The following is a 22810-nucleotide window of genomic DNA, read 5'->3' as shown; positions in this document are numbered from 1 at the left end:
CCCGGACATCCTATGACCGCCATGCCCCGGAATGAGAACGCGGCGCCCCTGGCGCTGGCCGAAACGCTGCGCGAAGGCGTCAGCGGCGCGCCGGCGAGCGGTCGAGCCCTGTTTCTGTGCGCGCGCGCGGAAATGCTGGAGACCTTGCCGGATGCGCACGACTGGCAGTGTGTGCAGAACCTGAAACCGCTGGCGCGCGAGCTGGAGCAGCAGGGTCACGCCGTGTCGAGTGACATCGAGACGTTGGACGGCGAACGTTTCGCATTGACGGTACTGTTGCCGCCGCGGCAGCGCGACGAGGCGCGCGCGTGGCTGGCGCGGGCGGTGCAATGCACCCATCCGGATGGTGTCGTGGTGGCGGCCATGCCCAATACCGGTGGTGCACGCAGCGGCGAACGCGATCTTCAGCAGTTGACCGGTACGGTGCATCACGTGTCGCGGCGCAAATGCCGCGTGTTCTGGAGCGACCTGACACAGGCGCACATCGACCCGGAACGGCTTTCGGAATGGTGCGCGCTGGATGCGTTGCGACCGATTCTGGATGGACGCTTTCTCAGTCGTCCCGGGCTGTTCGCCTGGGATCGCATCGATGCGGCCTCGGCGCTTTTGGCTGCGCATCTGCCAGCCTCGATTCATGGTCGCGTGGCCGATCTCGGTGCGGGCTACGGTTTTCTGTCGGTCATGCTGCTGGAGCGCGCCAAGGAAATCGAGGCGCTGGACCTCTACGAGGCCGATGCGCGGGCGTTGGAGCCCGCGCGTCGCAATATCGAGCGGGCCGTCCGTGACAGCGCGCATGCCGCGCAGGTGGATGTGCATTGGCGCGACGTCACGCAAGGCCTGCCTGCCGAGTACGACTTCATCGTCAGCAACCCGCCGTTTCATCAGGGACGCGCAGATCGCCCCGAGCTGGGGCAGGCGTTCATCCGTACCGCGGCTTCCGCGCTGCGTCCGCGCGGCGCGTTGTGGTTGGTGGCCAATCGGCACCTTCCCTACGAAGCCACGCTGGCGCATGAGTTCGAGACTGTGCGCACGCACGCCGAGCAGGGCGGCTTCAAGGTCATCGAGGCCGTGCGCGGCCGTCGCGGGGCACGCGGATGAAGCTGCTGCGCATGATTGCCAATCTCGGGTACGGAAGCCGCAAGGAGGTCAAGGCGATGTTCCGCGCGGGCCGCATCACCGATGTCGACGGCGAAGTCCTGTACGCCGATGATGTCGTCGAACACAATCGGGTGCGCGTGGACGGCGAGGCGCTGGATCCGCCGCAAGGCATGGTGATCGCCTTGCACAAGCCCGTCGGCGTGACCTGCTCGCACAACGATGCCGGGCCGTTGGTCTACGATCTGCTGCCGCCGCGTTTCCTACAGCGCCGTCCGGTGCTTTCCAGCGTCGGCCGTCTCGATCGCGACACCAGTGGTCTGCTGTTGCTGACCGACGATGGCGCATTGCTGCACCGGATCATCTCGCCGAAGCATCATGTGCCGAAAACCTATGTGGCGACGGTCACAGACCCCTTGCGCGGCGACGAGGCGGAGCGCTTCGCCGCCGGCGATCTGGTGCTGAAGGGGGAGACGACGGCCTTGGCGCCCGCTGTCTGCGAAGCGCTCGGTGCGCGGCAGGCGCGTGTGGTGCTGACCGAGGGTCGATACCACCAGGTGCGGCGCATGTTCGCCGCATGCGGCCATCATGTGGAATCGCTGCATCGCGAGCGCATTGGCGGGCTCGGGCTGCAGGATCTGGCACCGGGGGATTGGCGCGTCTTGCAGCGCACCGAGATCGACACCATCTTCAAGACGTGATGCCTCGCGTCCTGAACGGGTGCAGGGGGTCGATACGGAAACGCCAGAGCCGCATGCGCAAACTGCATTTCGACAATCGCTTCGTTCGTGAGCTGCCGGGGGAATCCGGTGGCGGGGATGTGCCGCGTGCGGTCGAGCATGCGGTCTACTCGCTGGTCGATCCGGTGCCCATGCCTGCACCGACGTTGCTGAGTTGGTCGCCGGAAGCTGCCGCTCTGATCGATCTCGATGCCGGTGACATCGATGCGGCATTTCTCGACTTGTTCTCGGGCCGCGAGCCAGTCGAGGGCGCACAACCGTTCGCCGGCAACTACGGCGGCCATCAATTCGGTCATTGGGCGGGACAACTGGGCGACGGTCGCGCCATCACCCTGGGCGAGGTCGTGAATGCGCAGGGAGCGCGCTGGGAGCTGCAGCTGAAAGGCTCCGGTCGCACGCCGTATTCGCGCGGCGCGGATGGGCGCGCGGTGCTGCGTTCGTCCTTGCGCGAGTATCTGTGCAGCGAGGCGATGCATCACCTGGGTGTACCGACCACGCGGGCGCTGTGCCTGGTCGGCACCGGCGAGCAGGTCGTGCGCGACATGTTCTACGACGGTCATCCGCAGGCGGAACCGGGCGCGATCGTCTGCCGCATGGCGCCGTCGCTGCTTCGTTTCGGCCATTTCGAATTGCCGGCCTCGCGTGGCGATACGCGCTTGCTCGAACAACTGGTCGAATTCACCATTGATCGCGACTTCCCGGAATTGTCCGGTCACGGCCGGGCGCGTCGGGCCGAGTGGTTCACGGAGATCTGTGCGCGTACCGCCCGCATGATCGCGGCATGGATGCGCGTCGGTTTCGTCCATGGCGTGATGAACACCGACAACATGTCCGTGCTCGGCCTGACCATCGACTACGGCCCCTACGGCTGGATCGAACCCTACGACCCGGACTGGACACCGAACACCACGGATGCGCAGCGCCGTCGCTACCGGTTCGGCCAGCAGCCGAACGTGGCCTACTGGAACCTTGGCTGTCTGGCCGCAGCGTTGTCTCCAGTGGTCGGTGACGACGAAGCCTTGCAGAAGGGACTGCAGCATTACGCCGACACGCTGGAGCGTGAAAGCCGTTCGAGTCATGCCCGGAAACTGGGACTGGATCAGTTCCGCGACGACGATCTGCCGCTGCTACAGGAACTTCATGCGTTGATGCAGCAGGCGCAGATGGACATGACGCGGACGTTCCGTAGCCTGATCGACATCGATGTGCGCAGGCCGTCCATGGAATCGCTGGAGGGCGCCTTCTACGACAGCGCGCTGCGTGCGGAATACGAGGAGCCGTTACGCAATTGGCTGGTCCGGTACGCCAAACGCATCGATGCGGATGCGCTGGACGCAGACACGAGGCGACAGCGGATGCAGGCCGCCAACCCCTGCTACGTCCCGCGCAACTATCTTGCGCATCAGGCCATCGAGCGAGCCGAACAGGGGGATCTTCAGACGCTGGAGAACCTGCTGGATGTGCTGCGGCAGCCGTATGTCGAGCAGCCTGGTCGTGACGAATATGCCGCGCGTCGCCCCGACTGGGCGGCGCAGCGCGCGGGCTGCTCGATGCTGTCGTGCAGTTCCTGACTCAGAAACGGTCGGCGCTGGCCAGGGCCCAGTCGCGGGCAAAACGCTCCGGTACGTTGTCGCCGAGCAGCGACTTTTCTTCCAGTGCAGGATACATCTCGGCATAGCTGTAGGGCTCCTGATTCGGCAGCCGCTGCATGAAATACTCGGGTCCGAGTTCGGAGGGAGTGGCGGCGCCCAGCGAGCCGGTGATGTCGAGGAAGCTGCGGATGGTGGCGGCGTGATAGCGCTGCACGTTCACCGCTCGCGCATCGATCTTGATGGCGCGCGCGCGGCGCATGTCCTGCGTGGCGACGCCGGTCGGGCAGGTGTTGGTATGGCAGCGCTGTGCCTGGATGCAGCCGACCGCGAACATCATCGGGCGCGCCACGTTGCACAGGTCGGCACCGATCGCGATCTTCTGTGCCATGTCGAAGCCGTCCACGATCTTGCCGCTGGCAATCAGGCGGATCTTGTCGCGCAGGCCGCATCCGACCAGGGCGTTGTGTACATAGGGGAGTGCTTCGTCGATCACCAGCCCAAGACGATCCGAGTATTCGACCGGCGCGGCACCCGTGCCGCCCTCGGCGCCATCGACAGTGATGAAGTCCGGCAGGATGCCGGTTTCCACCATGGCCTTGCAGATGCTCAGGAACTCGCTTCGCCGCCCCAGGCAGAGCTTGAATCCGACGGGACGTCCGTCGCTCAGTTCACGCAGACGCTTGACGAACTCCAGCAGGCCACGCGGCGAGTCGAACTCCGGATGCGCTGCGGGCGATACGCAATCCTTGCCTTCCGGCACGCCGCGGATTGCCGCGATCTCGGCATTCACCTTCGGTCCCGGCAACACGCCGCCATGGCTGGGCTTGGCGCCCTGCGAGAGCTTGATCTCGATCATCTTGATCGGATCCTGGCAGGCTTTCTTGCGGAACTGCTCGTCGTCGAAGCGGCCGTCCCGGGTGCGGCAGCCGAAGTAGCCGGAACCGATTTCCCAGATCACGTCCGCACCGTGCTTCAGGTGATACGGCGTCAGACCGCCTTCGCCGGTGTCCTGGGCGAAGCCGCCGAGCTTGGCTCCTTTGTTCATGGCCAGCACAGCGTGGCTGCTCAAGGCCCCGAAGCTCATCGCCGAAATGTTCAGCCGTGAGCTGTGATAGGGCTTGCTGCACTGCGGGCCGCCGATAGTTACGCGCGCCTCGGCCTCGGGGACAGTTTTCACGGCCAGCGAATGCAGCGCCAGGTTGTAGCCGCTCTCGTCCACGTCGTATTCGCTGCCGAAAGGATGGACGGCTTCGCCGCCGTACGCGCGCGCCTTGATGAGTCCACGCTGCTGGCGGGTATACGGGCGGCCGCTCTTGTCGCTTTCCAGGAAATACTGCCGGATTTCCGGACTGATGAATTCCATGATGTAGCGCAGGTGCCCGATTACCGGATAGTTGCTGAGCACGTTCTGGTGCGCGATGAAGATGTCATGCAGGCCGACTCCGATCAGGGGGACGATCGGAATCAGGAAATAGTAGGCGCCGGGATGGGAAGGGCCGAGCAGGCCGATCGCTGCCAGCGACAGCAGCGAGAGAACATAGAAGGTGATGCGCAGCATGATGCGACTCCCGTCGTCGTATTCGGATGGATGCGTCCCGCAATCTTTCCAGTGTAGCGAGGTGCGCTCCCAAGCATCCAGTTGGCTTCGCCGCAAGTGTTCACGTTGCGTCTTCGCGGACCAGGTCACACAAGGTCTGCGGCAGTGAAAAGCTGTCTGAACGGTGCTGAAATCTCATGTCATGAAATCTTTGGCCCTGAACCTGAATATGCAGTAGTTTGTTAACCCGTCATCGGTCGCGCCCGTTGCGCGCTGGTGCTTTTCTTGAGGCCAACGAGGATTCCATGATGTTCAAGAACTACAAGAGCCTGTGTATGGCTGTCGCAGTGGCTACGCTCGCGTTGGGCGGATGCACGAACTACGTGAAGAAGACCGACTTCGACGCCGCGATCCAGCGCTTGCAGGCGAAGGATCAGGACCTGCAGCAGCAGATCACCTCGCTGTCGCAGGATATGCAGCAGAAGCTTGCGCAGTACGACACCCGCATCACCGCGATGGAAGGCCGCATCAGCGTCGATACCGTCGCGCACTTCGACTTCAACAAGTCCGATCTCAAGGACAGCGACAAGGCGATGCTGGATCAGTTCGCCAAGGTCATGAACGCGCATCACTCCGATGCTGTGGTCACGGTCGAAGGCTTCACCGATCCGGCCGGTTCGGCCGCGTACAACAAGAAGCTCGGCATGAAGCGCGCCGAAGCCGTGCGTAATTACCTCGTTAACGACGCAGGCATGAACGCCGATCAGGTGCGTGCGGTCAGCTACGGCGAAGCGACCAACCGTCAGGTCGAGCCGGGCAAGACGCACGACGCGGGTTCCAACAACCGTCGTGTCTCGCTGGTGATCGACTTCGCCGGTAGTCAGACGTCGTAAGACGCGTTGAATGTCTGGAGAACGCCCCGGACCGCATGGCGGCCGGGGCGTTTTCGTATGTGCGATGAATCATGCTGCAGGTGCCCTATGAGACCATGACCGGTATGGCGCATAGTCTCTTCTTCGCGCTCTGGCCGCAGCCGGACATCCGCGCAGATCTGTTCGGAGCCGCTTCGAGGGTACTGGGCGGTCGCGAGCGGAAGGGCGAGCGGCGCATAGCTTCGACTCGCTATCACCTCACGCTGGCCTATCTAGGTCGATATGCCGACAGGCCGGAGCACGAGATCGGGCAGGCCGTGCTTGCCGCCGAGCAGGTCCGTATGCCGGGCTTCGTGCTGGATCTGGACCGGGTCGGTCATTTCGGCGATGAAGTCCTGTGGCTCGGATGCACGACGTGCCCGCAGCCCTTGCAACAACTGCATGCGCATCTTTGCGAACGGCTTCAAACCCATAGTTTCAAACTCAAGACGGACTCAACTTCATTTGTTCCGCATGTGACGATTCTCCGTCGTCCTGCCCCGCCGCGAACAGGCACGCTGACGTCACCAGTGCACTGGCGCGTGGATCGGTTTTCCTTGATGCATGGCGTGCTCGGGAACGCTGCAGGTTATCGCGTCGTGCGCACGTTCTCGCTGGAAGATTCCTGACGTACAGCATCGTTCCCAGGGGGGAATTCGCGCAGGATGTCCGGTGTACGGTTCATGCGCAGGCATGATTGCGAGGCCACGCCATCGCGCAGAGCGCTGCGGAACACCGGGGCCATCGCGTACAGCGTGCGCGACGCAACACGTGCCTTCATGCGTTGAACCGGAGTGCGCTGCATGAGCGAAACGGCCCAGCCGGGCAGCAGCGCGGCGCCTGCATGCAGAAACAGTTCCCGCGAAAGTCCGGCTGCGGGTACGGGAAGGCGGATGCTCGCGAGTACGCGCAGCACTTCACGCGACCGTTCATCGAACCGCAGCTCCGGCTGGATCTCCTGCATGTAGTTAAGGACGTCCCGCTCGCTGGCGGGTACCTGCGAAGCGCCCAGTGCCTCGGCGATGCGGCGCACTTCGTCGTAGTACCTGTCCGCGATCGGCGTTGGCACGGACAGTCGGCTGTAACGCCGAAATCCCTGCAGGAAGGCGTAGGCCTCGGTGACATGCACCCAGGTCAGCAGGTGGGGCTCGGAAGCCGCGTAGGGTTTTCCGTCTGCGGTGTATCCCGCGATGGCGTCATGAATGTGGCGTACCCGGTCGATCATGCCTTGTGCGAGGTCGCGCGGCGCGTACGTGGTGCCGCCGACGAAGGTCGTGGTGCGACGAAGGCGTCCGACAAGATCCTGGCGGAAGTTCGAATGGTCCCAGATGGCGGCCAGCGCGCGTGGGTGCAACGTCTGCAGCATCAATGCACACAAGCCGCCGGAGAGCATGCCGGGGAAATCCGCGTGGATGCGCCATGTCACCGAATCGGGGCCGAACAGCCCGGGATCACCTTGCGGGTTGCTGTAATCGATCCCGCTTTCCGGGTTGCGGGGAAAGGCCTTCAGCACCCAGTCGCGAACCGGTCTGTGCAGGGAGGGGATGGGGCGATGAGTGGCCATGGCTCGAGAATGGGTAGGGATATCGATTGTGCCGTATCCGCAGGTGCGCTGTCGCGGCATGGCTGCGGCGGCTGATTCCGTTCTTGTCAGTGCTTGGTCGTTGCGAACAGCCGTTCGTCGAGGCATGCAGTGTTATGCGGGCATGAAAAAACCCGGCACGCCAATGCGCGCCGGGTTTTCGAACCGGTCTCGCCGGGGCCGGTGACGATCGCTCAGGGCGTGTCGTCGGAACCCGGTTTGCCGGCAGCGTCGCTCGTGGGTTTCGGAGCGGGTGCGGGTGCCTGCTTCGGCTCGCTCGAGGTCGGCTTTTCCCGTGCAGGAGGCGGGAACGGCATGCGCTCCTGTGCGGGAACCTTCGCCGGGGTGCTCGGCTCGGCAGGCTTGGCGACCGACTCCTTGGGCGAGGCCGTGCTGCGGACTGGCTCGGACGGGCTCGGCTTCGGTGCCTGGGCAGTCGGGCGGGACGATGGAGCAACGGGTGCAGAGGCCGTCGAGACCGGGGCCGGGTTTTGTGCCGGACGCGGTGCACTCGCACGTTCTTCCTTGCCGGACGGCATCTGGGATGCTGCTGCCGGTGCCGGTGCCGGAGCGGCCGACGCAGGCGTCGAAGCGGGCGGGCGAGGCGATTGCGGCTTGTTCGGGGCCGACGAGTGCAATGCCGGAGCTGCCGCGCTGGAAGCGGGTTCCGGTGCCGGTGCCGGCTTCGGGGCCGCTGCAGCAGGAGCCGGCGCTGGCGTACCCTTGTCGATCGCCTTGGCCGGAGCAGAAGGCGGCGTTTCCGGTTTGGCCGGAGCCGTCGCTTTGTGTTCGGTCGAAGACGGTGTGGTCGACGGCGAAGCGTTGCTTACCGGTGACTGCCCGGTTGAAGCCGAAGCCGGCGGATTACGCGGAGCCGAAGGCGAGGGCGCCGGGGCACGCTTCTCGGTGTTCGGCTGCGCAGCTGTAGTAGTGGATTCCGAAGATTCCACCCGCTTCTTCGGTTCGGAGGCCGGATTGGATGCGGCTTCCTTGCGCTGCGGCGTGTCCGAGACGGAAGGTGCTGGCGCAGCGGGGCTCGTGGACCGCTTTTCGTTGCCCGACGTAGCCTGTGAAGGCTCCTTTTCGCGACTCTTGCCCGCGGATTCGGCGCGGGAATCACGGCCGCTGTTCGCCGTCGAGTCGGAACCGGCGTTCGGTGCCGAATCGTTGCCGGATTTCTCGGTGGCGTTCGTCGGCGCGTTCGCCGAAGCCTCACCACCGGTATTGCGGCGGCGGCGACGACCGCCACGACGACCGCGGCGACGACGCTGGTTGCTGCTCTTGGCATCGCTATCGGCGGGTGCATTCGTCTCCGGAGCTGTGGTGCCGGTGGAGCCGTCCTGCTTCGGTGCGGCGGCAGGCGCGGCGGCCGAAGCGACCGTGGTCGTTTGCGGTGCCGTTTGCTGCGTACGCTTGGTGACGTCATCGGACGATTGTGCGCCATCCGTCGGCTTTTCGCCGCCACGCTTGATGCGCGAAGACGGCTCGGCGTTGGTGCGCGCGGGTGACTTCGCATCGCTGCCGCGTTCGTTGTTGCGATTGCCGCGCCCGGAACCGGACTTGCCACCGCGGCTCGAACGCGAACTCTTCTCGCTGCGCGTGCCTTCGCCACGTGTAGCGCTTTCTCCACGCTGCGAGCGGTTGTTGCGGGAAGACGAACCGCTTCGGCGGTCGTTGCTCTGGCGGCGTGCATCGGAGCCGCTCTTGCGCTCGCCGCGATTGCGGCCACGCTCGTCGCGCGATTCGCTCGAACGCGGCTTCTTCTTGCTCGTCTCGTCAGCCTTGTCCTCGACGGCCTCGCCTGCGGAGAGGAAACCGAACAGGCGCTTGAGCAGTCCAGGGCGTGCGGCGACGGGAGCCTCGGCGCGGGTGGCTTCGACCTGGACCGGGGTCGGTGCAGGCGTTGCGTGGGCGATGCGGCTGACCAAAGGTTCCTCGGTGCTGCCCAGCGCCTGGCCCATCTTGCGCAGCGGCTCGGCCTCGACCTCGGTCAGGCGCGCGTAGCTGGGCTTGGTGTGCTCGCCCATGTCCACTTCGCGGATGCGGGTGATTTCCAGGTGCGGGGTGCGCAGCTTGTCGTCGGCGACGATGACCACGTGCACCTTGTGGCGCATCTCGATCTCGACCACGCTGGCGCGCTTCTCGTTGAGCAGGAAGTTGGCCACCGGCGTCGGTGCCTGAATCAGCACCTGTCCGGTGTTCTCCTTCATGGCGTGCTCTTCGACCAGACGCAGGGCCGACAGCGACAGCGATTCGACGCTGCGGATATGGCCGTGGCCGTCGCAGCGCGGGCAGACGATCTTGGTCGATTCGCCCAGGCTCGGACGCAGGCGCTGGCGCGACATCTCCAGCAAGCCGAAGCGCGAGATGCGGCCGACCTGCACGCGGGCGCGGTCCTGCTTCAGCGCATCCTTCAGTGTTTCCTCGACCTCGCGTTGATGCTTGGGGCTGTCCATGTCGATGAAATCGATCACGATCAGGCCGCCGGCGTCACGGATGCGCAGCTGACGGGCAATCTCGACCGCCGCCTCGCAGTTTGTGTTGAACGCGGTTTCCTCGATGTCGCTGCCCTTGGTGGCGCGCGCCGAGTTGATGTCGATCGAGGTCAGCGCCTCGGTCGGGTCGATGACGATGGAGCCGCCAGCCGGCAGGCGTACGGTGCGATCGAACGCGCTCTCGATCTGCGTCTCGATCTGGAAGCGCGAGAACAGCGGGGTCGTGTCCTGGTACAGCTTCAGCTTGCGCAACGAATTGGGCATGACTTGCTGCATGAACTCATGCGCTTCGTCGTACATCGCCGGTTCGTCGATGAGGATCTCGCCGATGTCGCCGCGCAGATAGTCGCGCAGGGCGCGGATGAACAGACGCGATTCCTGATAGATCAGGAACGGAGCCTTTTTCGACGCGCCAGCGGTGGACACGGACTTCCACAGCTGCAGCAGGTAGTCGAGATCCCACTGCAGTTCCTCGGCGCTGCGGCCCATGCCGGCCGTGCGCACGATCAGGCCCATGGAGTCGGGCACTTCCAGATGTTCCAGAGCTTCCTTCAGCGCGGCGCGATCCTCGCCCTCGATGCGTCGGGAGACGCCGCCGGCCTTCGGATTGTTCGGCATCAGCACCATGTAGCGGCCGGCCAGGCTGATGTAGGTGGTCAGGGCCGCGCCCTTGTTGCCGCGCTCTTCCTTCTCGACCTGGACGATCAGTTCCTGGCCTTCCTTGAGCAGGTTGCGGATGCCGCTCTTGTGCGGGTCGGCCCCGTCGGGGAAGTACTCGCGGGATACTTCCTTCAGCGGCAGGAAGCCGTGGCGTTCGGCGCCGTAGTCGATGAAGCAGGCTTCGAGGGAGGGTTCGACGCGAGTGATGCGGCCCTTGTAGATGTTGGCCTTCTTCTGCTCGCGGGAGGGAATCTCGATGTCGAGGTCGTACAGGTTCTGACCATCGACGATGGCCACGCGCAACTCTTCACGCTGAGTTGCGTTGATCAACATGCGTTTCATTTGTAGTAGTTCCTTGGCATCCCGCGGGGCCGCGCGCCGCGGCGGCGCCATGGGGCGGCCTGCCGGGGATCGCGCCTCTGCGAGGTGCGTGATGGGTTCGAAGCGTGTCCGGTGCTCCGAAGTGATACATGGGGCCTTGCGAAGGGGCTGCCAGCGCCGTCAAAGCAGCGGACAAACCACGAGCCGAACCGTTACGATGACGGGAACAGGCCTTCGATCGCCGATATGGACGCGACCGGGGCAGATTTCACCGCCGTGACGGACGGTCGCCGGAACCGGAGATGAAGGCTTCCGGACCGGTCCAACGCATCGGCAGTATAGCTTTTGAATCTGGAACTTAGCAATGCATACGGCAAGCCCGTCCGAGCGCTCCAACGGCGTGCAAAATCTTGAAATTGGCGCCGATCGTGACGGTCAGCGCGTCGACAACGCCCTGGCGGCCCTGCTCAAGGGGGTGCCGCGGAGCCTGATCTATCGACTGGTTCGCAAAGGGCAGGTGCGCGTGAATGGCAAACGGGTCAAGCCGGACACGCGTCTCAATGCAGGTGATACGCTCCGGGTTCCCCCTGTGCGCACGGCCGAGCGCGGCGCGGGGGCGCCGCCGGAGGGGCGGGCGCGCGAACTGAACGAGCGGGTGATCTTCGAGGACAAGCACTTCCTCGTCATCGACAAGCCTTCGGGAGTGGCCAGCCATGGCGGAAGCGGCGTCGATTTCGGTGTGATCGAACTGCTGCGTGCTGCGCGGCCACAGGAGTCGATCGAACTCGTTCACCGGCTCGACCGGGATACCAGTGGTGTTCTCGTGCTGGCACGAAGCCGTGCCGGCCTGACCGGGCTGCAGGCGTTGATCCGTGAGGGGCAGACCACCAAGCAGTACCTGGCGCTGCTCACCGGCCGGCCGGGACGGGCGAAATTCGACGTCAATGCGCCACTTCGCAAGTTCGCGCTGCAGGGGGGCGAGCGGATGGTGCGCGTGGCCGACGACGGCAAGCCGGCGCTGACGTTCTTCCGCGAGGTCGAGCGCTATGCCGACGCCAGTCTGATGCAGGTCACGATCGATACCGGTCGGACGCACCAGATTCGCGTGCACGCCGCGCATGCCGGGCATCCGGTCGCGGGCGATCCGAAATACGGTGATCGGGAAGCCAACCAGCGCCTGAAGGCGAAGGGACTGAACCGCCTGTTCCTGCACGCCGCACACTTCGAGTTCGAGCTGAATGAGCGCGCCTACAGTTTTTCCGCGCCGTTGCCGGACGATCTGCGCGCCGTGCTGGATGCCTTGCCGGCACGCGTCGGCGTCAAGCGCCAGCGCGGAAAAAGCTGAATCAACGCAGCAGCGCTTCGACGCGCGCTGCGCAGATGAAGTCGTTCAGGGACAGGCCGTCGACGTCGTGCGTGGACCACAGGATCTGGCAGTGGCCATAACCGGCTTCGAGGTCGGGATGGTGGTCTTCCTGGTTGGCCATGAAGCCGACCGCGTTGATGAAGCCCAGCGTGTGACGGAAATCCGGAAACGGGAAATCCTTGACGATGGCCTTGCCATCCTCGGTGCGCGTCCAGCCAGGCACTTCAGCGAGCATTGCCGCGACGGTGTCGTGGTCCAGCGCTTGTCGGCCTTTCTGCGGTTCGCAGTGCGCGAGGGCCAGTTCGTTGAAGTTCATGCCGGTTCTCCTTCGGACAGGGTAAAGGCGTGAAGCGTCGGGGCTGCGCTTGTGATTGTCAAAGGCGCAGACGCATCCATCAAATCGTACTAAAATGGTTCTGATTCGAACGAGCGGCGTCGCGCCGCGTGGATGCAAGATGATCGAGATCTCCGAACGCGCCCAGGACCACTTCCGCAAGTTGATTGCCCAGCAGCAGATCGAGGGGTTGGGCATCCGTCTTCGCGTGGAAAAGGGCGGTACGCCCGCAGCCAGCTGCGAACTGGAATTCTGCGAGCCGAGCGAGTTGCGCGGCGATGAGTGGACGGTCGAGTGCCACGGTTTCGAAGTGCATGTGGACGGCGACAGCGTGTCCTGGCTGGAGGGTGCATCGATCGATTTCGAGCCCGACGCCACGGGCGGCCTGCTGAACATCCGTGCGCCCAGGATCAAGGGCGAGGTACCCAGTGAGGAAGCCGGCATCGTCGAGCGTGTGCGTTACGTGATCGAGGCTACGATCAATCCGCAGATCGCTTCGCATGGAGGTCGTGTCTCACTGCTCGAAGTCACCGCCGACGGCGTGGTGGTGCTGCAGTTCGGCGGTGGCTGCCACGGATGCGGCATGGTCGACGTGACGCTGAAGAACGGTATCGAGAAGACCCTGCGTGAGCAGGTGCCCGAGATCACCGCCGTGCGCGATGCAACCGATCACAGCAGCGGCGAGAATCCGTATTACGAGGGTCGCAAGGGCGCGTCGGCCGTGTCCTGATGCTGGGTCGCGCGACTCCCGCACAGGAGACATGAAAAAACCCGGCGCAGGCCGGGTTTTTTCATGTGTGAAAGGGGATACGCGTCAGTTGCTCGCGCCCATCTCCTTGGCGCCCTGGATGTGGTACTTCAGCGTGCTGAGTTTGCTCGGCAGCGATGAGAAGTAGGCCGTCACATCCTTGATGTCCTGCTCGGACAGCTGCGCGGCCATGCCCTTCATGATGGCGTTCTTGCGCTGACCGCTCTTGTACTCGTGCAACGCCTGTTCCATGTAGTTCTGGTACTGGCCGGCCAGGCGCGGATAGTTCGGCGCGATGGACTGGCCATCCTTGCCGTGGCACGCGAAGCAGCTGGTGGCTTTCTTCATGCCTGCAGCGGCGTTGCCGTCGGCATGGGCGGCGGGAGCACTCAGCGCCAGGACGGCGACGAGGAGGGATAGGGTGATCACGCTCTTCATGCTGTGTTCTCGCTCCGTTGCGGCTTACTTGGCCAGACTCGACAGGTAGGCGGCAATGTCGTGGATGTCCTGCTCGCTCAGGCTGCTGGCCTGGGCGTGCATGGTCGGGTGACTGCGGTCACCGTCGCGATAGGCATGCAGGGCATCGATGATGTATTGCTGATGCTGACCGGCGATCTTCGGCACGCGGTAGTTCGGGTACGCGTTCTCGTAACCGGGGATGCCGTGGCAGCCGGCGCAGGTGTAGACCAAGGTCTTGCCGTGGGCTGCGTCGCCCTGGGTGGCATTGGCCGCGTGAGCGGTGTTCAGGCCCAGCACCGACGCTGCGGCGACGAGGGCGAGCAGAGGCAGTCGCGTCATCAAGGTCATCCAGCTGTCTGCGGCCCAGCGGGCCGGTTGATAGATAGGCGAAGCGTTAAGTATAGCGTGTCCTGAACGCCTGATGACAAGCGCGCCATGTCCATGTCAGTGCTGGTTTTTTTTGTTCAATGCGGCTGGTTGCGCCAGATTGCTCCGGGTTCAGAGCAGGCTGTGGATGATGTGCACGCCCGCGATGTATTCGCCGATCACGGTGCCGATATTGACCAGCGTGAATAGCAGGAACACCCGCACCACGCGGTTGCGCCACCAGCCGCGCCAGTGGCCGATGTCGTCGCGCATGCCCTCGAAGTCGCTGACCTGCGGCTTGCGCAACCAGACCTCGGTCAGTGCGCCGATAGCCCCGGCCGGAATGGCCATGCGGATCGGCTTCAGCGGTGCGGCGATGAACGAAGTGAGCACGGACAATGGATGGCCTCTGGCGATAATGGCGCCGGTTGCGCCGAGCAGACCGGTGCACAGCACCCAGGTCAGCAGGGCATCGGTGCCCAGCGCCGTGCTGCGGTGGAAGGCGAAGCCGATGGCGATGAAGATGGCCAGCACCAGGCCGAAACCGAGATAGCGCGGCCAGCGCGCGGCCGGCGGCATGCGCTCGAGTTCGGCGATGCGCGTGCCTGGATCATCGTTCTGTTCGGCGAGGTGCGTGCACAAACCCTTCAGATGCCCCGCGCCGATGACGACCAATACCTTGCGTGCATCGGGCGCCTGCGCAGCCTGCTCGCGAAGACGCGCCGCCATGAACGCGTCGCGCTCGGCAATCAATCCGTTGTAGAGCCCTTCCGAGGATTTTGCGAATTCGCTGAACGCGCCTTCCAGCATGTCACCGGACTTGAGCTTCTCGATCTCGTGCTCGGCGATGTCCTCGCGTTCGAACAGGCTGCCGACCAGACTCATCAGCACACCGAACTTTTCGCGGAAGCCCAGCGAGCGCCAGGCGCGCTTCAGGGTCAGGCCGACGTCGCGGTCGACAGTCCACAGCGGTTGTCCGTCGCGGTCAGCGCACTGCATCGCGGCTTTCATCTCCGCGCCCGGCTCGATCCCGTACTGTTCGGCCAGTCGCTTCTGGAACGAACCCAGCACCAGGCTGGCGGCGACCATGCCGGTCTTGCCCTGACGGATGACCTGGAACAGGTCCATGCGCTTGAATGCATCCGGGTCGAGCATGCTGCGGGCGCGGCTGTCGCACAGTTCCACGGCAATGGCGTCGAAGGTTTCGCGTTCGCACAGCGCCTCGACCGCCGCTACGCTGGCGCGGGAAACGTGAGCGGTACCCAGGATCACGTATTCGACGCCGTCACGCGTGACGCGTTCGATCGGCTGGCCGTCGAGGGCGTCGGGCGTTTCGCTAGAGGGAAGGGATGCGACGGTATCGTTCATGAATTCGGATCGGGCGGGCAACGGTTCGAGCATGGGGGCGTCCGGCGCGCAGGACAACCCACGCCGGCTCCAGCGAGCGTGGAATCAGTCGCGGAAACGCTTCAGCAGGTCAGCGTAGGCGTCGATGCGACGGTCGCGCAGGAACGGCCAGATGCGGCGGACGTCCTCGCTGCGGGTCATGTCGATCTCGGCGATCAGCAACTCGCGTGCATCACGGCCGGCCTGGGTCAGGAACTCGCCCTGCGGACCCGCAACGAAACTCGATCCCCAGAACTGGATGCCACGGCCCTGGCCGCTCGGGTCCGCCTCGAAGCCGGTACGGTTGCAGGCGAGCAGCGGCAGACCGTTGGCGACGGCGTGGCCGCGCTGCACGGTGATCCAGGCTTCGCGCTGGCGCTCCTTCTCGGCGGCGTCGTCGGCCGGATCCCAGCCGATCGCGGTGGGGTAGAGCAGCAGCTCCGCACCGGCCAGTGCCATCAGCCGCGCCGCTTCCGGATACCACTGATCCCAGCACACCAGCACACCGAGCCGACCGACCGACGTATCGATGGGGTCGAAGCCCAGGTCGCCCGGTGTGAAGTAGAACTTCTCATAGAATCCGGGATCGTCGGGGATATGCATCTTGCGGTAGCGTCCGATCATCCCTCGGTCGCGATCGAACACCACGGCAGTGTTGTGGTAGAGACCGGCCGCCCGTCGCTCGAACAGCGAGGCGACCACGACGAGCCCGAGTTCCGCGGCCAGCGCTGCCAGCCGTTCCGTGCTCGGACCGGGAATGGATTCGGCCAGGTCGAAGATGTCGACATTCTCGCTCTGGCAGAAATACGGGCCGTTGTGCAGTTCCTGCAGCAGCACCAGCTGGACGCCCTGCGCCGCGGCTTCGCGAAGCCCCGATTCAATGGCGTCGAGGTTGGCGTCGCGGCTACCTCGGTCGGTTTCCTGCAGCAGTGCGGTTTTCAGCATGCGGGCCATGCGATGTCCTGGAACGGTGAAGGGCAGTCGCCAAGTCTAGCGGCGATGGGGCATCGAGGCATGCCCCGAAGGCCGATTGTTCAGCGTGCGTAGACGAAGGTCGTGCTGGCGCGACGCAGCGTGTGTGCGTGAACGGCCTCGAGTGCGGCGGCCGGCGTAACGTTGGCGGGCAGTCCGAGCGTGGCTGTGTCCAGCGCGTACAGCGTGAACACATAGTGATGCGGGCCGTCGCCGACCGGCGGGCATGGACCGCCCCAGCCGCGTGTGCCGAAATCGTTGCGTAGACTGTGCGCGGGCGCCCGGGGCGAGGCGCCTTCCTGCAGTGCGGTCGCCGTCGCAGGCAGGTCGATCACGAACCAGTGCCACCAGCCCTTGCCGTGATTGGCGTCCGGATCGAACACGGTCAGGGCGAATCCCCGGGCGCCGTGTGGGGCGTGCGTCCAATGTACGCGCGGTGAGACGTTGTCGCCCCCGCAGGCCGGATACACGAAATGCCGTCGCACATGACCGTGACCGTCGCCGGCGTCGACAGTCACGGTAAAGCTGGAACCGGCCTGCGCCGAGATGGCGACAGTCAGGAGGAGAACAACGAGAACGAGCCGGATCATGATGCGCGCCTCCATTCGGGTTTTCCTCGTTCCGTGCGTCAGGCGGATGCCAGCAGGCCGGCGGGCAGTTGCATGGTCACGCAGTGCAGACTGCCGTTTTGCCAGATCAAGGGTCGACAGGGAATCTGCACCACGCGCCGCCCCGGATGAGCCGCGGCCAGCACCGCCGCGGCAACCTCATCGGAGGGGTCGTCGTAGGCCGGGGCCAGCACGGCATCGTTCAGAACCAGATAGTTGGCGTACGACGCCGCCAGGCGCCGCCCGTCGTCGACCACCGGCGCGGCCCAGGGCAGGGCATGCAGACGATAGGGCGCGCCATCGCGAGTGCGTAGCGCCTCCAGTTCGCGGCGCATGAGCTCCAGTTCCGCATGATGCGGATCGGAGACATCGTCGCAGTGCTGATAGACAATGGCGTCGCCGGGTGCGAACCGCGCCAGCGTATCGATGTGGGCATCGGTGTCGTCGCCCTGCAGATAGCCGTGCTCCAGCCACAAGACCCTGTCGGCGGCGAGCGACTCGGTCAGCATGGCCGTGATGGCTTCGCGCGTTTGCTGCGGATGACGCTGATGCAGGCAGCGCCAGGTGGTCAGGATGCTGCCCGCGCCGTCGCTCTCGATGGCACCGCCTTCCAGTGCCCAGTCGATGCGGCGGTGTTCGGCTTCCACGAAGACGCCGGCTTCGACCAGGCCGCTCACCAGCTCGTCGTCGCGGCTGGCCTCGAACTTGCCGCCCCAGCCGGTGAAACGGAAGTCCAGTAGACGGAAACCCTCGGGCGTGCGCAGCGTGATGGGGCCGGAATCGCGCAGCCAGGTGTCGTCGTACGAACGCTGCACGAAGCGTACGCGCTGCAGGTCGACCTCGGCAGTTTCCAGGTGGCGACGCACCTCATGCTCGAGCTCGGCATCGGGCACGCAGATCACGGCGTGCTGGAAACGGACGATAGCCGCGACCAGCGCGACATAAGTCCGTTCCACCTGGCTGAGACGAGACGCCCAGTCGGTGCCGGCATGTGGCCAGGCGATCAGGATCGCTGCCTGCGGTTCCCATTCCGCAGGCAGTACGGTTCGAGTCGGGGTCATGTTTCGGTCAGTGCGTGTTCTGCGGGTGCTTGTTGTTGCCCGCCGGCGTGTTCAGCACGCTGTGGATCACGTGGCTGCGCTCGAAATAGACGATGTAGCCCGGATATTCCCAGCGATGAATGACCGGGTGCTTGGGGGTGTCGCCGCCCCGCGAATCCAGCTTGCGCTGCGGCGCGCCGAACTTGTGCTCGACCTGCGCCATCGTCATGCCGCGCGTGGGCATGTTCATGGTGCTTTCTTTCTGCACGCGATGGACCAACAGATTGTCGGCATGCGCAGGGGCGCCGACGGCCGCGCCGATCACCAGCGCCAGGGCCAGAGCGGGCAGGGAAACAAGATGTTTGGACATGGATGAAACTCCGCACGAATGCGCCACGGCGCCAACGTTCATGTTGTAGCAGATGTACTTCGCCTTATCCATGGTGCGACGCGGTTTTCATGACGGCGCACACAGCGGGTGGCGGATACGAAAAAGGGCCGCCAACGGCGACCCTTCATCTGTGCCTGTGCAGCAGTGCCGCGATCAGCGCTGACGCGCCTTGAAACGCGGATTGCTCTTGCAGATCACGAACACCTTGCCGCGACGACGCACGACCTTGCAGTCGCGGTGGCGCTGCTTGGCAGACTTGAGCGAGGACAGAACCTTCACGGCAAACTCCCGAAAATGTGCTTAACGCGGATGACAAGCCCGCAATTGTAGCGATGCGCCTTGGTGATGGCAAGTTCTTGTTCGCACGCGAAGATCATCCGTCATCGTTCTCGGCTGCCTGTTCCTGCAGACGGTCGACCACGCCGAGGAAACGCTGCAGGACCGGGCCATTGTCTTCCTTGCGTGTGGCCAGGCCCAGCATGAGAAACGCATCCGGGTCTTCCAGCTCCAGCAGGCGCACATGCGTCAGTTTCACCGCGCGCAGCGACGCTGGCACCAGGGTCACACCGATGCCGGCCGAGACCAACGCCAGCAATCCTGTCACTTGCTGTGCTTCCTGGACAATGGCGGGATGGAAGCCAGCACGGGTCGTAAGGGTCATCAGCGCATCGTAGAGCGTGGTTCCGTAACGTCCGGGTTGGGCCACGAACGGCGTGTCGGCCAGTTCGCGCAGGGCGATTCGGGACCGTTTGGCCAGCGGATGCGCGGACGGCATCGCCAGGAGCATGCGCTCGCGATCCAGTACCCGGATGTGCAGGCGGTCGCGTCCCCGCAGGCTCTGCGCCGGGTGTGCGCGCACGAAGCCGACATCGATCTGGTTGGCGAGCAGGGATTCGTATTGCGCGCCGGTGTACATCTCACGCAGTTCGACCTGAACGGTCGGCGCCACTTGTGCGTATTCGAGCAATGTACGGGGCAGGGCCGGGTGAAAGGCGACCGAGACCGGGTAGCCCAGCCGAAGACGCCCGCCGTAGCCTGCCGCCGCGTGCATGACCGTGACGCGAGCGCTTTCGGCTTGTGCCAGCAGCTTGCGCGCTTCTTCCAGGAACAGACGACCGGGTTCAGTCAGACGCACGCGGCGCTTGGTCCGATCCAGCAGACGCACGCCCAGATCATCCTCCAGCGCGCGTATCTGCTGCGAAAGCGGCGGTTGCGAGATATGCAGGCTCTGCGCGGCGCGTGTGAAACTCAGGGTCTCGGCCACGGCCACGAAGTAGCGCAACTGGCGCAGGTTAAACATATAGGTTTTCCATATTTGTTACAGCTGAAAAATATATTTGATAACAGGTAAGTGCAAGCCTAAGATGCACCCATCTCGCCGTTCCCCTCCCCCCCTGGACGGCGAGTATCCGCCTCACAAGCGGCGCAACCAACACAGCTTCGGTCCTCCTCCTCCCCCCGATTCGTAGCTGTAGCGCCTGCCTTGTGGGGCGGTTTTTTTTGCCTGTCCGGCGGGCTTGCAGCATCCATCTCGTATCGTCTGAGGCTGCATCGCCTTATGATGCGCGACTCAGCGAGTCAGTGGCGAGTATCGGCGCGAACATGAAGACAGTGGATGGATGGATTGCCGCGGCCGGTGTCGTCGCGCTGGTGTTGGCGGGGATGGTGGTCTACCGATCCCGCGAGTCGAGCCGTGTCGATTCGGCCGAAGCAATTCCTCCCGTACATGCTCCCGCCCCCGCGAGCAGTTCCTTTCCGAGCTGCGTGAATGTTTCCCCGGACAAGGCCCGCTGGCGTTGCGAAGTGGGTGTCGCTCGCCGCCAGCATCGCATTCGCTGCTACGGCCAGCGGCTCTATTACGTCACGAAAGACGCATCCGGAAAGACATCGTACCGTCCCTGGCCGGCAGTGTTGCAGTGCTGGAACGACGCCGACACCTCTTCGCACTGAAGGACGCCTCAGGGGCGTGCCGTGGTCGTGCAAGGCATCCGGCGGATACGTGACAAGCATCACACATGAAAACGATTTCGCTGCGCATTATGCGACTGAATTCCGGCGTCGCGGGCGACCTGGAGTCGGAATGATGATGTCTGTGCTTGCCGGCGGCGTGCGTCCGCTCGGGTAAACCCTCGAACGGGAAAGATCGCATGTTCTGGAGTCAAGCGGCATCATGGCCGCTGTCGTTTATCTGCGCCCCACGGAAAGTTCGCGCAACGATTTCCATCCCGGGCTGTACATTCGGCAAGTCTCTGATAGCCTTGAAGTTGTACGAAGTTCATGGCGCAGCGCATGTGGATGCGCTGATCCTCGGTTCAGCGCGCGCTTGAGTACCGGGAAGGTCCGATGACTATGAACGTCAGCAAGGGGCTGGACGCATGCCGTGATGCAGCGCAGGGCGATGATTTCGACCTGGCCGCTGCAACGGCGGTGCTTGGGGCGTTGCCGGTTGCCGTGATCGTTCTCGATCATCGAGGTGCGTTGTGTTTCGCCAATGCATCCGCGCAGCGTCTGGCCGGAGTAATACACAGTGATATCCGGCAGGGGCTGCAGCGACTTGTCGACCATCCGCCGCAGTCGGATGTGGCCGATGCCGAGCATGCGCCGCGCGATTGCGAGGATCGTTTCGACTGTGCCACCGAGGGCGGGCGAGCACTCGGGGTGATTCGGCAATGGCGTGTGTCGGGCGACGACGGAAAAGTCAGCGTGACCGTGCGTCCCGCACGCAACGAAGCCGCGCCTGATGCCATGCAGGCGTCGACACCTACATCGACGCTGGACGGCAAGTCCGCCAATGAGCAGCAAAGCCTGATTCACGCCGAGAAGCTGGCCACCGTTGGTCAGCTCGCTGCCGGCATGGCGCACGAAATCAATAATCCCATCTGCTACGTGCAGTCGAACTTGGGCACCCTGCGCGATTACCTCAACAAACTCTTTGGCATTCTCGAACTCAGCGATCAGTTGGTGCGCGATCGCGAGATGACGCCCGAGCAGCGTCTGGATGCGCTGGACATGCGCAAGCAGGCGGCCGATTACCAGATGATCGCCGAGGATCTTCCGGCGCTGCTGGAGGAGTCACGCGAAGGCGTCGAGCGCATTCGCCAGATCGTGCAGAACCTCCGCGATTTCTCGCGTCTGGATCCTACCGAGTCCTTCCGTCTGTTCGATGTACATCGCGCGATCGAGACCACGCTCGACATCGTGCGCAGCCTTGGAGGTGGGCGCATCCGTTTCGCAACCTACTTCCAGCAGTTGCCGCTGATCGAATGCAATCCGACCGAACTGAACCAGGTCCTGATGAACATTCTGGTCAACGCCACGCAAGCGATCGACGACGACGGAGCCATCGAGATTCATACCGAACTTTCCGGGGATCACATTGGCATCCGCATCAGCGACAACGGTTGCGGCATGGACGAGGCGACCCGGTTGCATATTTTCGAACCCTTCTTCACGACCAAGGAAGTGGGGAAGGGGACCGGCCTCGGCCTCTCCATCAGCTACGGCATCATCCAGAAGCATGGCGGCCGCATCACGGTCGAGTCGGAAATCGGGAAGGGCACGACTTTCGTCATCACCCTTCCTTTGCGTCAGGCGAACCACGGTACGGAAGCGACCTCATGAACGAACGAATCTCCGCGTATTCCCTGCTGGTGCTCGATGACGAGCCGCAGATCGTCAAGGCCATGACCCGCGTGCTGGCGCGGATGCCTTCGGAATGGCTCGATGCGCCGTGTGCTGTGAAGGGTTTCACGGATCCGCACGAGGCGCTGGCGAGTCTTGGCGAGCGCAACTATGACCTGGTCATTTCCGACCTGCGCATGCCGATCATGAATGGCCTCGATTTCCTGCGGCAGGCACGGGAACTGCAGCCGGATGCCATGCGCATCGTCATCAGCGGACATGCCGACCTGCCGACCGTGATGTCGGCGGTCAACGATACCCAGGTGTTCCGCTTCATCGACAAGCCGTGGAACGATACCGAGCTGCAGATGGGTGTGGCGCAAGCCCTGCGCAACTGCATGCTGCTACGTGAGAATCAGCGCCTTGCCGACGTGGTGCGTGTTCAGCGCAGCACGATTTCGCGACAGGAAGAGGCATTGCGCGATCTGGAGGCTGACAGCCCGGGGATCACGCATGTCGAGCGCGACGAAACCGGCGCCATCTTCATCGACGAGAACGAATTCGACAGCGATTGAGTGCGTCGAGC

At 64.1% G+C, this 22810-nt stretch carries 23 protein-coding genes; 10 read left to right on the top strand and 13 right to left on the bottom strand.

Features of this window, described 5'->3' with window-relative positions:
- The first annotated feature begins 21 nt into the window (after nucleotides 1-21).
- From HF690_RS00400 to HF690_RS00390, 3 genes are read left to right on the top strand one after another with little or no spacing between them, the layout of a single operon-like run.
- Nucleotides 22-1098 carry a class I SAM-dependent methyltransferase gene (locus HF690_RS00400; protein WP_168608502.1) on the top strand — a complete coding sequence of 359 codons (1077 nt, stop codon included), beginning with the start codon at nucleotides 22-24 and terminating at the stop codon, nucleotides 1096-1098.
- The gene (locus tag HF690_RS00395) at nucleotides 1095-1796 is read left to right on the top strand and encodes a pseudouridine synthase (RefSeq protein ID WP_168608074.1); all 702 of its coding nucleotides are present in this window, start codon (nucleotides 1095-1097) and stop codon (nucleotides 1794-1796) included. The genes HF690_RS00400 and HF690_RS00395 overlap by 4 nt, the downstream gene beginning before the upstream one ends.
- Before the next feature lie 53 nt (nucleotides 1797-1849).
- Nucleotides 1850-3406, top strand: a complete 1557-nt coding sequence (locus tag HF690_RS00390; RefSeq protein WP_168608073.1) for a protein adenylyltransferase SelO — start codon at nucleotides 1850-1852, stop codon at nucleotides 3404-3406.
- Nucleotide 3407: 1 nt separating this feature from the next.
- On the opposite strand, the gene HF690_RS00385 is transcribed toward HF690_RS00390, so the two are convergent.
- The gene (locus tag HF690_RS00385; protein WP_193568345.1) at nucleotides 3408-4985 is read right to left on the bottom strand and encodes an FMN-binding glutamate synthase family protein; all 1578 of its coding nucleotides are present in this window, start codon (nucleotides 4983-4985) and stop codon (nucleotides 3408-3410) included.
- Nucleotides 4986-5269: 284 nt separating this feature from the next.
- Between HF690_RS00385 and HF690_RS00380 the strand changes: the two genes are divergently transcribed.
- Both HF690_RS00380 and thpR read left to right on the top strand, forming a co-directional pair.
- Nucleotides 5270-5857: an OmpA family protein gene (locus HF690_RS00380; RefSeq protein WP_113064951.1), complete on the top strand. Its 588-nt coding sequence runs from the start codon at nucleotides 5270-5272 to the stop codon at nucleotides 5855-5857.
- Between the two features lie 71 nt (nucleotides 5858-5928).
- Complete coding sequence (gene thpR, locus HF690_RS00375) at nucleotides 5929-6504, top strand: RNA 2',3'-cyclic phosphodiesterase (RefSeq protein WP_168608072.1); 576 nt, start codon at nucleotides 5929-5931, stop codon at nucleotides 6502-6504.
- Here the strand turns inward: thpR and HF690_RS00370 are convergent.
- Complete coding sequence (locus tag HF690_RS00370) at nucleotides 6465-7439, bottom strand: oxygenase MpaB family protein (RefSeq protein ID WP_193568344.1); 975 nt, start codon at nucleotides 7437-7439, stop codon at nucleotides 6465-6467. The two genes, thpR and HF690_RS00370, sit on opposite strands and share 40 nt — an antisense overlap.
- 212 nt (nucleotides 7440-7651) lie before the next feature.
- Nucleotides 7652-10954 (bottom strand): Rne/Rng family ribonuclease, encoded by a 3303-nt coding sequence (locus HF690_RS00365; RefSeq protein ID WP_168608071.1) that lies wholly within the window; start codon nucleotides 10952-10954, stop codon nucleotides 7652-7654.
- A gap of 343 nt (nucleotides 10955-11297) precedes the next feature.
- Between HF690_RS00365 and HF690_RS00360 the strand changes: the two genes are divergently transcribed.
- Nucleotides 11298-12278, top strand: a complete 981-nt coding sequence (locus HF690_RS00360) for an RluA family pseudouridine synthase (RefSeq protein ID WP_113064948.1) — start codon at nucleotides 11298-11300, stop codon at nucleotides 12276-12278.
- A 1-nt stretch (nucleotide 12279) separates the two neighbouring features.
- On the opposite strand, the gene HF690_RS00355 is transcribed toward HF690_RS00360, so the two are convergent.
- Nucleotides 12280-12615: a 4a-hydroxytetrahydrobiopterin dehydratase gene (locus HF690_RS00355; protein ID WP_113064947.1), complete on the bottom strand. Its 336-nt coding sequence runs from the start codon at nucleotides 12613-12615 to the stop codon at nucleotides 12280-12282.
- A 139-nt stretch (nucleotides 12616-12754) separates the two neighbouring features.
- Between HF690_RS00355 and HF690_RS00350 the strand changes: the two genes are divergently transcribed.
- The gene (locus HF690_RS00350) at nucleotides 12755-13363 is read left to right on the top strand and encodes an NfuA family Fe-S biogenesis protein (protein ID WP_168608070.1); all 609 of its coding nucleotides are present in this window, start codon (nucleotides 12755-12757) and stop codon (nucleotides 13361-13363) included.
- 84 nt (nucleotides 13364-13447) lie between these two features.
- On the opposite strand, the gene HF690_RS00345 is transcribed toward HF690_RS00350, so the two are convergent.
- The 9 genes from HF690_RS00345 to HF690_RS00305 all read right to left on the bottom strand — a co-directional run bounded on the left by HF690_RS00345 (nucleotide 13448) and on the right by HF690_RS00305 (nucleotide 19903).
- Entirely contained in the window at nucleotides 13448-13819 is a 372-nt protein-coding gene (locus HF690_RS00345) for a c-type cytochrome (protein ID WP_113064946.1), read from the bottom strand.
- Nucleotides 13820-13843: 24 nt separating this feature from the next.
- Complete coding sequence (locus tag HF690_RS00340; RefSeq protein ID WP_113065107.1) at nucleotides 13844-14179, bottom strand: c-type cytochrome; 336 nt, start codon at nucleotides 14177-14179, stop codon at nucleotides 13844-13846.
- 159 nt (nucleotides 14180-14338) lie between these two features.
- Entirely contained in the window at nucleotides 14339-15574 is a 1236-nt protein-coding gene (locus HF690_RS00335) for a TraB/GumN family protein (protein WP_113064945.1), read from the bottom strand.
- A gap of 84 nt (nucleotides 15575-15658) precedes the next feature.
- Nucleotides 15659-16546 carry a carbon-nitrogen hydrolase gene (locus tag HF690_RS00330; RefSeq protein WP_113064944.1) on the bottom strand — a complete coding sequence of 296 codons (888 nt, stop codon included), beginning with the start codon at nucleotides 16544-16546 and terminating at the stop codon, nucleotides 15659-15661.
- Nucleotides 16547-16626: 80 nt separating this feature from the next.
- Nucleotides 16627-17154: a YbhB/YbcL family Raf kinase inhibitor-like protein gene (locus HF690_RS00325; protein WP_168608069.1), complete on the bottom strand. Its 528-nt coding sequence runs from the start codon at nucleotides 17152-17154 to the stop codon at nucleotides 16627-16629.
- Between the two features lie 38 nt (nucleotides 17155-17192).
- Nucleotides 17193-18233, bottom strand: a complete 1041-nt coding sequence (locus HF690_RS00320; protein ID WP_168608068.1) for an agmatine deiminase family protein — start codon at nucleotides 18231-18233, stop codon at nucleotides 17193-17195.
- Between the two features lie 7 nt (nucleotides 18234-18240).
- Nucleotides 18241-18582, bottom strand: coding sequence for a hypothetical protein (locus HF690_RS00315; protein ID WP_113064942.1), 342 nt, complete (start codon nucleotides 18580-18582; stop codon nucleotides 18241-18243).
- Between the two features lie 174 nt (nucleotides 18583-18756).
- Nucleotides 18757-18882, bottom strand: a complete 126-nt coding sequence (gene ykgO / locus HF690_RS00310) for a type B 50S ribosomal protein L36 (protein ID WP_008215056.1) — start codon at nucleotides 18880-18882, stop codon at nucleotides 18757-18759.
- A 94-nt stretch (nucleotides 18883-18976) separates the two neighbouring features.
- Entirely contained in the window at nucleotides 18977-19903 is a 927-nt protein-coding gene (locus HF690_RS00305; RefSeq protein ID WP_113064941.1) for a LysR substrate-binding domain-containing protein, read from the bottom strand.
- A gap of 302 nt (nucleotides 19904-20205) precedes the next feature.
- On the opposite strand from HF690_RS00305, the gene HF690_RS00300 reads away from it, so the two are divergent.
- The 3 genes from HF690_RS00300 to HF690_RS00290 all read left to right on the top strand — a co-directional run bounded on the left by HF690_RS00300 (nucleotide 20206) and on the right by HF690_RS00290 (nucleotide 22799).
- Nucleotides 20206-20553, top strand: coding sequence for a hypothetical protein (locus HF690_RS00300; protein ID WP_146742310.1), 348 nt, complete (start codon nucleotides 20206-20208; stop codon nucleotides 20551-20553).
- Nucleotides 20554-20946: 393 nt separating this feature from the next.
- Nucleotides 20947-22224 carry a sensor histidine kinase gene (locus tag HF690_RS00295; RefSeq protein ID WP_168608067.1) on the top strand — a complete coding sequence of 426 codons (1278 nt, stop codon included), beginning with the start codon at nucleotides 20947-20949 and terminating at the stop codon, nucleotides 22222-22224.
- Nucleotides 22221-22799, top strand: a complete 579-nt coding sequence (locus tag HF690_RS00290) for a response regulator (RefSeq protein WP_113064939.1) — start codon at nucleotides 22221-22223, stop codon at nucleotides 22797-22799. Before HF690_RS00295 ends, HF690_RS00290 begins: the two co-directional genes overlap by 4 nt.
- The last annotated feature ends 11 nt before the right edge of the window (nucleotides 22800-22810 follow it).

Source organism: Oleiagrimonas citrea, assembly GCF_012395255.1.
Lineage (GTDB): Bacteria > Pseudomonadota > Gammaproteobacteria > Xanthomonadales > Rhodanobacteraceae > Oleiagrimonas > Oleiagrimonas citrea.
This window is presented reverse-complemented; position numbering and strand designations above follow the sequence as displayed.